Raw genomic sequence first — 11,815 nt, 5'->3', positions numbered from 1 at the left:
TTCTATCACGACAGGTACTCCGGTTGTTGGTGTTAGAACGCCCTGTAACCGTTCGGTAGAGCCCCCTTCTACTTTTTCGTGGTCTGTGCCACAGTTCCGACGTCCAGCTGAGTGACATCGACGTCGGAGCAGCTCGGAACGAGCCCGGAGGAACGCGCCACGCGCCGCCCTCCGCGAGTCTCCGCGGGAGCAGGGAGCATCCATGCGCTCGAACAGAATGGCGGCGGTCGGCGCGGTCTGCGCCGCCCTCCTCGTGGTCTCCGCGTGCGGGAGCGACGACGAGGACGACGGCGGCACCAGCGCCAGCGGCGGAGGCGGTGGCGGCAGCAGCGCCGGCGGCCCGCTGCGGATCGGCCTGCTGACCGAGATCACCGGCCCGGCCGCCGCCCAGAAGGGCGACCGGGCCCAGACCGGCTTCAACGCCCGCCTGGCGGTCAACCGCGACGAGGGCGGCGCGTGCGCCGACACCGAGGTCGAGCTGGTCGTCGCCGACACGGCCTCCAACCCGCAGGGCGCGCTGACGGCGGCCCAGCGGCTGGTCCAGCAGGAGGACGTCTACGCCATCCTCGGCGACAGCCAGCTGTTCTTCGCCGCGGTCGACTACCTGACCACCCAGGCCGCCGACATGCCGGTGATCGGCCCCGCGACCGACGGGTCCCCCCAGTGGCTGGAGAACGACGGCAACCTGTTCCCCGCGTCGCCGCCGCCGCTGCCGGACGTCGTCTTCACCACGACCGGGGAGTTCCTCGCCGAGCAGGGCGTGACCACGGTGGCCGGCGTCGCGATGGCCACCCCGTCGTCCCAGACGTCGCTGGAGACCATCCTGCGCTCGGCGGACGCTGCGGGGCTGGACCGGGGCTACGTGAACAACAGCATGCCGCTGGGCAGCGAGGACGTCGGCGCGATGGTGCTCGGCATCCAGGACTCCGGGAGCAACGGCCTCTACCTGCCGATCACCACCAGCTCCGCGGTCGCGATCATGCAGGGCCTCTCGCAGGCGGACTACCCGTTCGAGGCCGCGATCCTGGCCAGTGGCTACGGCGGCAGCACCCTGGAGAACCAGCCCTTCGTCGACGCCGCGCAGGGGGCGAGCTTCTCCCTGTCCTACTCGCCGGTCCAGATCGAGGGCGAGGCGACCGACCGCATGCGGCAGGCGATGGAGGCCGCCGGCGTGCCCGGCGGGATCCCCGACCTCGGGCAGTCCCAGGGCTGGATGATGGCCGACCTCCTGCTGCACGGCCTCGAGGTCGCCGGGTGCGACGCCACCCAGGAGGAGTTCATGGCCGCCCTGGACGACGACGCGACGTGGGACGCCGGGGGCCTCTACTCGCGGCCGTTCGACTTCTCCGACCACCGCGACCTGGGTCAGGAGTGCGGCTGGTTCGTCACGCTCGAGGGTGAGGAGTTCGTGCCCGTCTCCGACGAGCCGATCTGCGGCGAGGAGGCCTAGCCCTCCGACCCGGCGGCCGTCGTCCCCGGAGCCCCCACGGGTTCCGGGGACGACGCACGTCCGGGCCCGCGCGCGGCGGGCCCGGACGGGGATCCGGGGCTCGGGGACGACTCAGGGGACGGGGGCCGCCGCCGGCGACGGCACGGGGACGTCGACCGGTGCAGACGCGGGCAGGCCGCCGCCGTAGGCCGGCAGCAGGAACGCCCACAGCCGGGCCGCGATCACCGCGCCGGGCTCGCGCCGCCGGGCGAAGTACTGCTGGTGGTACTCGGCCAGCAGCAGCTGGTTGGTCAGCGCCGCGGCGTGCGCGACGTCGGCCGGGGCGAGCAGCCCCGCCTCCCGTGCCTCCTGCAGCGCCGTGGCGAACAGGTCGGCGACCGGCCGGCGGGCCTGCTCGACCTCGTCGGGGTAGAGCTGCACCAGCCGCCAGTGCTCGACCGGGATGAGCCGGCCGGAGTCGTCGTCCAGGGCGGTCATCGTCGAGAACACGTAGAACCGCAGCCGCTCCACCGGGTCGGCGATGGCCAGGCCCTGCCGGCGCAGCTGGTCCATCGAGTCGCCGATGACGTCCTCGAGGACGGCGAGCATGACCTCGTCCTTGCCCGCGAAGTGCTTGTACAGGGTCTGGATGGCGATGCCGGCCTCGCGGGCCAGCTGGTGGGTGGTGAAGTCGCCGCCGGTGGTGATCAGCCGGCGGGCGGCCTGCACGATCTGCTGGGCGCGCTGCATGCTGCGCTCCCGGGAGCTGCGCACGCTCGGCGCGCGGTCCGCCGCCCGGGCCACCCACGACGAGGGCTGGGCCTCGCCGCCGGGCGCCTCGACGTGCACCACTACCCGGCCTCGGCGCTGTACACGAGCGCGCCGCCCAGGTGCGGGGACGAGTGGCAGGACAGCGCCGTGGTGACGTCCGGTCGCTGGCGGTCGCCGGCGCGGCCGGAGACCTGCAGGTAGCACTCGAGCAGCTGAGGGACGCCGTGCATGCGGCCGTTGCCGAGCGAGCCGCCGGACAGCAGCACGGGGTCGGCGCCGGGTCGGTCGCTGTCGATGCCGCCGTCGCGGACGTAGCGGTGCCCCTCGCCGACGGGGCAGCGCCCGAGCGCCTCCAGCCAGAGGTAGACCAGTGGCGAGAAGCCGTCGTAGACCTGCACGAGGTCGATCTCGTCCAGCCCCATGCCCGCGCTGGCCCACAGCCGCTCGGCCATCGTGGCTCCCGCGGACACGAGGTCGTCGAGCGGCCAGTGGGCGGGCAGCCGCCGGGTCGGGGGCGCGCCGGTGGCGTAGCCGGAGACGTGCACCGGGCGGTGCGGGAGGTCCCGGGCGCGCTCGGCGGAGGTGAGCACGAACGCCGCCACGCCGTCGATCGGGATGTCGCAGTCGAACCGGCTGATGGGGTCGTCCAGCATCGGCTCGGCCAGGTACTGCTCCCGGGTCAGCGGGCGGTCCGCCCAGTAGGACCAGGGCAGCCGGGCGCCGTTCTTGCGGGCCTCGACGACGACCTCGGCCAGCGCCTCGCGGGAGGCGCCGTACCGCTGCACGTACTCGTTGTAGGTGAGCGCGATCATCGCCAGGGGGCCGAAGAAGCCCTGCGGCGCCGTCCACTGCATCGGGCCGGCGAACTCGGTGGAGCTCGTCGCGTGGTAGCTGCCGCGGGGGTTGTGCAGGGCCCGGTGGACGACGACGTGGTCGGCGGCCCCGCTGGCGATCGCGTTGACCGCCAGCGCCATCGACCCCGGGATCTGGCCGAGGCCGGAGAAGCCGGCCGCGTACCGCGGGTTCGGGTTCAGCCGGGCGGCCAGCCAGTCGGCGGACACGACGCTCACCCCGTCGACGACCGCGTGCGCGCCCGACGTGGGGAACAGGGTGGCGGTGACGAACCCGTCCACCTGGTCGGCCTCGAGGCCGGCGTCGGCGATGGCGGCGCGGGCGGTCTCCACGGTGAGCGCACCGAGGCTGCGGTCGGCGTGCCGGGTGACGGGGCTCTGCGCGTAGCCGACGATCGCGACCTGGTCCCGGGCGCGGAACCGGCCGCTCACGACGCGGCCAGCTCGAAGGCGGGGACGGCGAGGTCCGGGCGCAGCTGCTCGAAGGCCACCCGGACGGCGGCGCCGGCCGACAGCGGAGCGTCGACGCCGTCGAGCAGTCGCCCGACGAGGCGCACGTCGGGCTGACCGGCCAGCGCCGGGTCCACCAGCTGCACGTCGACCAGCACGAACGGCACCAGGTCGGCGAACCCCGGCAGGAACGACTGGCGGACGACGGTCCACGAGCGCACCACCCCGCGCCCGTCGACGGGGGTCGCCGCGAACCGCGGCGACGTGCTGCCGCAGGCGTCGCAGACGAGGTCCGGGGGATGGGTGAGCGTGCCGCAGTCCGAGCACCGCGCGAGCGTGAGCTCGTGCCGCGCGGCCGCCGCCCAGAACGGGGCGGACAGCTCGTCGGGGACGGGGACCGGGCGCTGCGTGTCGACGGGCCGGGCCTCCGGGCGCTCGACCGCCGTCACGGGATGGCCCGCGCCGACTGCAGCGCCGCGATGTCGTCCCAGCCGTAGCCGAGCTCCAGCAGCACCGCCTCGGTGTGCTCGCCGTGCTCGGGCCCGCGGCGCAGTTCCGCCGGGCGGCCGTCGAACTGCACCGGCACGTTCGGCATGCGGTAGGTCCGGTCACCGTCCTCGACGGTCCCGATGTAGTCGTTGGCCGCGACCTGGGGATCGTCGAGCAGCTCCGGCACCGACTGCACCGGCGCCCAGGGGGCGTCCAGCCCGCGCAGCAGCTCGACCCACTCGGTCAGGGTGCGCCGGGCGAACTCCTCGTCGAGCAGGGCCACGCACGCGGCGCTGTTCTCCCGGCGGGCGTGGATGTCGGCGAACCGCGGGTCCTCGATCAGCTCCGGGCGCCCGATCAGCTTGCAGAACGGCGACCAGTAGCGGTCGGCCTCGAGGAACACGAGCTGCACGTGCCGGCCGTCGGCGGTGCGGTACGTGCCGACCAGCGGGTTGGGCGTCGGGCCGCGGCCGGGGTTCGGCTGCGGCGTCGTCCCGCTGAGGGCCGCCAGGACGTCGGACGACAGCGTCCACATCGCCGTGGCGAGCAGCGAGACGTCCACGACGCCACCGGAGCCGGTCCGCTCCCGCCGCAACAGCGCCGTGGCGATACCGAAGGCCAGCGCCATCGCGCCGTTGCGGTCGCCCATGGCCCCGCGCTGGCCGATCGGGTACTCGAGGCCGGGCGGGGTGAGGATGTGCGCCAGGCCGCCGCGGGCGAAGAACGCCGAGGAGTCGTAGCCGGCCTGGTCGGCGTCCGGCCCGCGGGCGCCGTAGCCGTGGCCCCGGGCGTAGACCAGCCGCGGATACCGCGCGGTGAGCTCCTCGGTGCCGAGCCCCAGGCGCTCCAGCGCGCCGGGGCGCAGGTTGGTGAGGAAGACGTCGGCCGACGCGAGCATGCGGTGCAGCACCTCCTGCCCGCGCTCGGTGCGGACGTCGAGCGCGATCGACCGCTTGCCGCGGTTGGCCAGCGCCATGGAGACGTTCACGCCGCCGGCGTCGGAGCCGATGCCCTGGGTCATCAGCCCCCGGTAGGGGTCGCCCGTCGGCGGCTCGACGTGCACGACGTCGGCTCCCCAGTCGGCCAGCAGGGCGCCCGCGACGGGCACGAACACCCACTGGGCCAGCTCGACCACGCGCAGGCCGTCGAAGGCCTGCTCGATCCCGGTGGCGTCCGCACCGGCAGCCGTCGGGTCAGCCACGGGAGCCGTCCGCGACCGGGCTCAGGACCACGACGGGGATCACGCGGTCGGTGCGCTCCTGGTAGACGTCGTAGTTGGGCCAGGGCCCGCGCACGACGTCCCACAGCCGCGGGCGCTCCTCCTCGGTCGCGGCCCGGCCGGTCACGGCGATGCGCTCGGCCTTGACCTGGATCTCGGCCTCCGGCCGGTCGAGCAGGTTGAGGTACCAGTTGGGGTGCGTCGGGGCCCCGCCCTGCGAGGCGACGACGAGGTAGTCGTCCCCGTCGCGGGCGAAGATCAGCGGCGTCGTCCGCGGCTCGCCGCTCTTCCGGCCGGTCGTCGTCAGCAGCAGGATCGGCACGCCGTTCCAGATGTAACCGACCTCCCCGTCGGTCTCCCGGTACACGCGGACGTGGTCCTGGTTCAGCAGCGTGCCGTCGATCTGCTGGTACTGCGCCATTCGAGGCTCCTTCTCGGAATCAATGGGGGACCGGATGGCCCTCGTGCAGGGGCCCGCGCCGAGCGGAGCGAGGCGTGGGGGGCACGGGGGTCCTTATCCGAAGAGGACGGGGATGGCGGTGGCGCCGCGCTCGTAGAAGCCGACGTACCGGGGCGGCTCCGCGTCGGGGTCCAGCCGCAGGTTCGGCAGGTTGTCCAGCAGCGCGCCGATGCCGGTGACCATCTCGGCGCGGGCGACGTGCATGCCGAGGCAGATGTGCGGGCCGCCGCCGAAGGAGAGGATCGGCTTGACCGGCCGGTGGATGTCGAACTCGTCGGGCCGCTCCCACCGGGCCGGGTCGCGGTTGGCCGCGCCGAGGGCGATGTGCATGACCGCGCCCTTGGGCACGTGCACGCCGTGGAAGTCGACGTCGCGGGTGACGAAGCGGGAGAACATCGGGTCGGTCGGCTGCCAGCGCAGCGCCTCCTCGATCGCCGGCCGCAGCAGGCTGCGGTCCTCGCGGACCGCCGCGAGCACCTCGGGCCGCTGGAGCAGCGCGGTGAGCGTGATGCCCATCTGCTTCCACGTCGTCCCGGAGCCGGCGGCGAGCAGGAGGATGCAGAACGAGTAGATCTCGGGGTCGGTGAGCCGGTGCACCACGCCGTCCTCGTCGGCCACCTCGGCCTGGACCAGGACGCTGATCAGGTCGTCGCCCGGCTCCTCCCGGCGGGCGGCGACGAGCGGCGCGACGATCGTGATCACGTCCATCGGGTTGGCCATGGCCGCCCGGACGTCGAGGGCCTGCTCGACGGGGATGCCGAAGACGCCGGTGATGGTGAGGACGGGGATCGCGGCGCAGAAGTCGACGTTGAGCTCGGCGCGCTTCAGCGGCCGGATGTGGGCCACGAGCGCGTCGACGGTCTCCTGGATGGACTTGCGGATCCACCACTCGGCGGCCTTCGGGGTGAACCGGGGCTGCACCAGGGCGCGGTACCGGCGGTGCTGCGCGCCACCCATCGACAGCATGCTGCTCTCGACGCCGGCGGAGGCGGTCGGGTCGACGGCGTTGGCCGAGGAGGCGAAGAGCTCGCTGTCCTTGTAGACGTCGTTGCACGCGGCGTAGGTGAACGCGGTGAAGTGCGGGCGGTCGCGCTCGGGCAGGCCCTGGAACGTCCAGTCCTCGGCACCCTCGGTGAGGGCGTGCAGCGTGCCCTCGTGCACGGGCGCCTGCTCGCGCAGCGCCGCCCACAGCGGGTAGGGGTCGGGGGAGAACCCGCCGCCGTTGTGGGCCATGTAGGCGCCCCGCAGGTCGAACAGTTCGCGTACCCGGTCCACGTCGAGCAGCGGCGCGGTCTCGGTCATCTCTCGGCACTCCTGTCGACCGGCTCCGGTGGCCGGTCACGGTCGGGGATCGCGGAACGGACGCCGCCGGCGCAGCCGGCCGGGCGGGTGGTCGGGTGGGAGGAGGTCGCGCGGCGGGCCCGCCGTGCGACCTCCTCCCACCCAGGTCACTCCGTGGGGACGGAGGACCGCAGCGTCAGCGCGCCCATCGGGCACGCCTCCACGGCGGCGGCGACGTCGGCCTCGGCGTCGTGCGGGGGCTCCCGCAGGACGGCCGTGGTCTCGTCGTCGTGCACGAAGGTCTGCGGCGCGTAGGCGATGCACTGCCCGGCGCCGATGCAGAGGTCCCGGTCGATGCGGACCGGGGCCTCCGCCGGAGCCGCCTCAGGCACGGACGACGGCGGGGGGCTCGGCCGGCGTGAACTGGTACAGCTTCTCGGCGTTGCCGCGCAGGATCTTGTACTGCGTCTCCGCGGGCAGGTGCTCGATGATCCGCTTGACCACGTGGATGCTGTCGGGCCAGGTGGTGTCCGAGTGCGGGTAGTCGGTCTCGCACATGATGTTGTCCTCGCCGATCTCGTCGATCGAGGCGATGCCGTGCTTGTCCTCGATCATGCAGCCGAAGACGTGGTCCTTGTAGAGCTGCCGCAGGTCGAAGTTGTCGTAGTCGATGACGTTCCCGCCGTCGGCGTGGTCGGCGAAGGTGACGCCCTTCTTGACCCAGTGGCGCTGCTTGTCCAGGACCTGCTCGCCGCGCTCGAGGAAGTAGGGGATCCAGCCGATCTCGCCCTCGGACAGGGCGATCTTCAGCTTCGGGTACTTCTGGAACCAGCCGCTGAACAGCCAGGCCAGCATGGTGCCGGAGGTGCGGCTGGCGCCCCAGGTCAGGTTCGCCATGAACGGCGCGTCCGGAGCGATCGCGGGCAGCGTCGACGAGGAGCCGACGTGCATGCACGCCACCATCTCCAGGTCGTTGGCCGCGGCGAGCACCGGCTCCCAGTGGCCGTTCTTGTCGTTGATCGTCGGGTAGCCCAGCGGAGCGAAGTTCTCCGAGAACGCGAAGGCGTGCGAGCCCATCGCGGCGCAGCGCTCCATCTCCGCGACCGCCAGCGCGGTGTCCCAGATGGGGATGAGGGTCAGCGGGATGTAGCGGCCGGGCGCCGAGCCGCACCACTCCTCGATCATCCAGTCGTTGTAGGCCTTCAGGCAGACCAGGCCGAAGTCGCGGTCGCTGGCCTCGGCGAACAGCTGCCCGCAGAACCGGGGGAGCGAGGGGAACGACAGCGAGGCGAGGATGCCGGCGCGGTCCATGTCCTCCAGCCGCGCGATCGGGTCGTAGCAGCCGGGCGCCATCTCGGCGTAGCTGATCGGCTCGGGGCTGAAGTCCTCCTTCTTCTTGCCGACCACGGCCGACAGGCCCGACCCCGGCATCTTCTTGCCCTCGTACAGCCAGTAGTCGCTGCCGTCGGCCTCCACGACCAGTCGCGGCGCCCGGTCGCGGTCCTTGGCCGGCACGCGGTCGACCCACAGGTGCGCCGGCTCCAGCACGTGGTCGTCGACGGAGATGAGCCAGTCGAGGTTCAGTTCGGATGTCATGTCGCGCTCCTGGTGGTGGGTTTCTAGCGGGGCAGTTCGCCGATGGACATGTGCTTGACCTCCTGGAAGGCGCGGATCCCGTCGGGTCCGCGCTCCCGTCCCAGCCCGCTGTGCTTGTAGCCGCCGCTGGGGGCGTAGGCGCTGAAGACGGAGGTGTTGACGTTCACCGCGCCGGTGCGCAGCCGGCGGGCGACGGCCGTGGCCGCCGCGGCATCGGCGGAGTACACCTGGCCGGACAGGCCGTAGGGGCTGTCGTTGGCCATCGCGACGGCGTCGTCGAGGTCCCGGTAACCGATCACCGTGAGGACCGGGCCGAAGATCTCCTCCTGCGCCGCCCGGTTCGTGTTGTCCGGCACGTCGAGCACGGTCGGCTCGACGTAGTAGCCGCGGTCCAGGCCGGCCGGGCGGCCACCGCCGACGACGACCTTGCCGCCGTGCTCCTCGGCCAGGCCGACGAAGCGCTCGCACCGGGTGCGCTGGGCGGCGCTGATCACCGGGCCGAGCACGGTGTCCGGGGCGGTCGGCGGCCCCACCTTGAGTGCGCCGTAGGCCCCGGCGACCGCGGCCAGCACGTCGTCCTTGCTCTCCTGGGGTACGAGCATCCGGGTGGCGGCGACGCAGGCCTGCCCGGCGGTCGCCGCGACGACGGCGGCGGCGCCCTGCGCGACCCGGTGCAGCGCGTCGGGCAGGTAGATCTGCGCCGACTTGCCACCGAGTTCCAGCGCGACGTGCTTCACCGTCGCCGCGGCCTGGGCCAGGATCTGGCGCCCGACCGCGGTGGAGCCGGTGAACGACACCATGTCCACGCGCGGGTCGGTGGTCATCACCTCCGCCCCGGCGGCGCCGTCCTCGATCAGCACGCTGAGCACCCCGGCCGGCAGCCCGGCCGCCTCGGCGGCGCTGCCCAGCGCCAGCGACGACAGCGGGGTGAGCGGGCTGGGTCGCAGGATCACGGAGTTGCCGGCCATCAGCGCCGGCACGACCTTCTGCATCGCCATGATGAAGGCGCCGTTGTACGGGGTGATCGCCGAGACGACGCCGACCGGCTCGTGGCGGCGGACGCTGAGCGCGACGCGGCCGCGGATCAGCTCGTCGACCGGGACGGGGTTCATCTCCTCGTGCGCCATCGACAGGTAGAGGTCGACGGTCCGGCGGCCGAGGTCGAGGCCGGAGCCGTACTGCGTCATCTCGGCGAACCACGTCGGCTGCCCGGCTTCGGCCGAGATGCTGCCGACCAGCTCCTCGCGCATGCCCGTCAGCGAGGCGAGGAAGGCGCGCACGACCTCGGCGCGCTCCGCCGCCGGCCGGTCGGCCCAGATCCCCGAGTCGAAGCTGCGCCGGGCCGCGGCGACGGCGGCGTCGACGTCGGCTGCCGACGCCGCCTCCACCTCGCACAGCACCGACTCCTCGGCGGGGTCCTCGACCGCGAACGTGCTGCCGCCCTCGGCCCACCTGCCGGCGACGAAGGATGAGCGGGGTGCGAGCAAGCTGGTCATAACAACGACTCCCGTCCGAGTAGAACGCGATTGTATGGTCTGCGTCACAGGCGCGGATGTCAACGGTTTCCGCGCACCTCGGCACAGGACGCCGCCGCGCGTCGCCGTCGAGGACGGGGACCCGGCGCCGGACCGAACTGTGGCACAGCCCACCGCTTTGCAGAAAGGGGTTCTACCAATTGGACATGCACCGTTGCGCCAGACCCCTGGTCCTCACTATGGTCCGGCCTGCATGTGATGACCACCACATCCCGTACGCCTTCGCGGTTCCGCCGGTCCCGCGCCGTCGTCCGCCCGGTCGCTGAGGAGTTCCACCGTGCGCACCAGAGCCGCCGTCCTGTTCGCCCAGCCCGGGAAGTGGGAGGTCACCGAGCTCGAGCTCCAGGGGCCGCAGCAGGGCGAGCTCCTCATCCGGATGGGCGCGGCCGGGCTGTGCCACTCCGACGACCACCTCGCCACGGGTGACCTCCCGGTCCCGCCCGAGGCCTTCCCCATGGCGGGCGGGCACGAGGGGGCCGGCACGGTCGTCGAGGTCGGCCGCGACACGCCGGGCTGGACGGTCGGTGACCGGGTGGCGCTGTCCTTCATCCCGGCCTGCGGGTTCTGCCGGTGGTGCGCCTCGGGGATGCACAACCTGTGCGACGACGGCCTCCGCGGCCTCTCCGGCGCCCGGGACGGCGGCAGTCTCCGGACGACGCTCGACGGCCGGCCCGTGGGGGGCGCCAGCGCGACCTTCAGCGAGCTGTCCACCGTGTCCGCCCGGTTGGCCGTCAAGATCCCGGACGACGTCCCGCTGGACGTCGCCTCGCTGACCAGCTGCGGCGTGGTCACGGGCTGGGGATCGGCCGTCCGGTCCGCCGACGTCGGGCCGGGCGACGTCGTGGTGGTCATGGGCGTCGGTGGCATCGGGATGAACGCCGTGCAGGGCGCCGCCCATGCGGGGGCCTCGGTGCTCATCGCCGTCGACCCCGTCGAGTCCAAGCGGGCGTCGGCCCTGGACTTCGGGGCCACGCACGCCGTCGCGACCATGGAGGAGGCGGGCGAGATCGCCGGCTCCTTCACCAACGGGCAGGGCGCGGACTCCTGCATCATCTGCGTCGGCGTGGTCACCGGAGAGCACATCGCCGCGGGCGTCGAGGTCATCCGCAAGGCCGGCACGTGCGTCCTCACCGGGCTGCCGCGGGCTCAGGACGACACCAGCATCCCGATCTCGAGCCGGCACCTGACCCTGTTCCAGAAGCGCATCCAGGGCTCCCTGTTCGGCGCCTCGAGCCCGGCGGTGGAGATCCCGGCGGTGCTCGAGCTCTACCGGCGCGGGTACCTCAAGCTCGACGAGCTCATCACCCGCCGCTACACCCTCGAGACGATCAACGACGGGTACGCCGACATGCGTGCCGGCGCGAACATCCGCGGCGTCGTCGAGTTCGACGCCCTGTGACCGGCCTGCTGCTGCGCCCCGCGCCGGCCGCCGCGGGGCGGGTGCCGGAGCGGCCGACCGGGCCGCTGCCGGTGTTCCGCGCCCTGTCCGACCCGCTGCGGTGGGAGCTGCTCGGGCACCTGTGCCGGCGCGGCGAGACGCGGCGCAGCGAGCTCGAGCGGGTCCTGGGGGTGTCCAAGACGATGCTGACCTACCACGTCCGGGCGCTGGTCCAGGCCGGCCTGATCGAGGCCTCCGGCAGCGCCCGCCGCCTCACCTACGCCGTCCGCGAGGACGCGATCGCACAGCTACGCGGATGGCTGGGCGATCCGCGCTCGGCCGGTCAGGAGGAGTGA

Annotated in this window: 12 protein-coding genes; 3 read left to right on the top strand and 9 right to left on the bottom strand. The window is 73.1% G+C overall.

What is annotated here, in order from left to right; translation table 11 throughout:
• The first annotated feature begins 202 nt into the window (after positions 1-202).
• Positions 203-1,450 (top strand): ABC transporter substrate-binding protein, encoded by a 1,248-nt coding sequence (locus tag BMY88_RS03295; protein WP_091940189.1) that lies wholly within the window; start codon positions 203-205, stop codon positions 1,448-1,450.
• A 111-nt stretch (positions 1,451-1,561) separates the two neighbouring features.
• Here BMY88_RS03295 and BMY88_RS03290 read toward each other — a convergent pair whose 3' ends face one another.
• The 9 genes from BMY88_RS03290 to BMY88_RS03250 all read right to left on the bottom strand — a co-directional run bounded on the left by BMY88_RS03290 (position 1,562) and on the right by BMY88_RS03250 (position 10,042).
• Entirely contained in the window at positions 1,562-2,281 is a 720-nt protein-coding gene (locus BMY88_RS03290; protein ID WP_091940187.1) for a TetR/AcrR family transcriptional regulator, read from the bottom strand.
• A complete protein-coding gene (locus tag BMY88_RS03285; protein ID WP_091940185.1) occupies positions 2,281-3,483 on the bottom strand; it encodes a thiolase family protein in 1,203 nt (400 codons plus the stop codon). The genes BMY88_RS03290 and BMY88_RS03285 overlap by 1 nt, the downstream gene beginning before the upstream one ends.
• Positions 3,480-3,950 carry a Zn-ribbon domain-containing OB-fold protein gene (locus tag BMY88_RS03280; protein ID WP_091940183.1) on the bottom strand — a complete coding sequence of 157 codons (471 nt, stop codon included), beginning with the start codon at positions 3,948-3,950 and terminating at the stop codon, positions 3,480-3,482. The genes BMY88_RS03285 and BMY88_RS03280 overlap by 4 nt, the downstream gene beginning before the upstream one ends.
• On the bottom strand, positions 3,947-5,191 hold the full coding sequence (locus BMY88_RS03275) for a CaiB/BaiF CoA transferase family protein (RefSeq protein ID WP_211435466.1): 1,245 nt from the start codon (positions 5,189-5,191) through the stop codon (positions 3,947-3,949). Before BMY88_RS03275 ends, BMY88_RS03280 begins: the two co-directional genes overlap by 4 nt.
• Positions 5,184-5,630 (bottom strand): nitroreductase family deazaflavin-dependent oxidoreductase, encoded by a 447-nt coding sequence (locus BMY88_RS03270; RefSeq protein ID WP_091940181.1) that lies wholly within the window; start codon positions 5,628-5,630, stop codon positions 5,184-5,186. Before BMY88_RS03270 ends, BMY88_RS03275 begins: the two co-directional genes overlap by 8 nt.
• A 93-nt stretch (positions 5,631-5,723) precedes the next feature.
• On the bottom strand, positions 5,724-6,971 hold the full coding sequence (locus BMY88_RS03265; protein ID WP_091940179.1) for a cytochrome P450: 1,248 nt from the start codon (positions 6,969-6,971) through the stop codon (positions 5,724-5,726).
• A gap of 146 nt (positions 6,972-7,117) precedes the next feature.
• Positions 7,118-7,342 carry a ferredoxin gene (locus BMY88_RS03260; RefSeq protein ID WP_091940177.1) on the bottom strand — a complete coding sequence of 75 codons (225 nt, stop codon included), beginning with the start codon at positions 7,340-7,342 and terminating at the stop codon, positions 7,118-7,120.
• The gene (locus BMY88_RS03255) at positions 7,335-8,546 is read right to left on the bottom strand and encodes an amidohydrolase family protein (RefSeq protein WP_091940175.1); all 1,212 of its coding nucleotides are present in this window, start codon (positions 8,544-8,546) and stop codon (positions 7,335-7,337) included. The genes BMY88_RS03260 and BMY88_RS03255 overlap by 8 nt, the downstream gene beginning before the upstream one ends.
• Before the next feature lie 23 nt (positions 8,547-8,569).
• A complete protein-coding gene (locus BMY88_RS03250; RefSeq protein ID WP_091940173.1) occupies positions 8,570-10,042 on the bottom strand; it encodes an aldehyde dehydrogenase family protein in 1,473 nt (490 codons plus the stop codon).
• A gap of 316 nt (positions 10,043-10,358) precedes the next feature.
• Between BMY88_RS03250 and BMY88_RS03245 the strand changes: the two genes are divergently transcribed.
• Positions 10,359-11,480, top strand: a complete 1,122-nt coding sequence (locus BMY88_RS03245; RefSeq protein ID WP_091940171.1) for an NDMA-dependent alcohol dehydrogenase — start codon at positions 10,359-10,361, stop codon at positions 11,478-11,480.
• Positions 11,477-11,815 (top strand): ArsR/SmtB family transcription factor, encoded by a 339-nt coding sequence (locus BMY88_RS03240; RefSeq protein ID WP_091940169.1) that lies wholly within the window; start codon positions 11,477-11,479, stop codon positions 11,813-11,815. Before BMY88_RS03245 ends, BMY88_RS03240 begins: the two co-directional genes overlap by 4 nt.

The organism is Trujillonella endophytica (assembly GCF_900110555.1).
GTDB lineage: Bacteria > Actinomycetota > Actinomycetes > Mycobacteriales > Geodermatophilaceae > Trujillonella > Trujillonella endophytica.
Note: the sequence above shows the minus strand (reverse complement) of the source record. Positions and strands in the feature narration are given on the sequence as shown.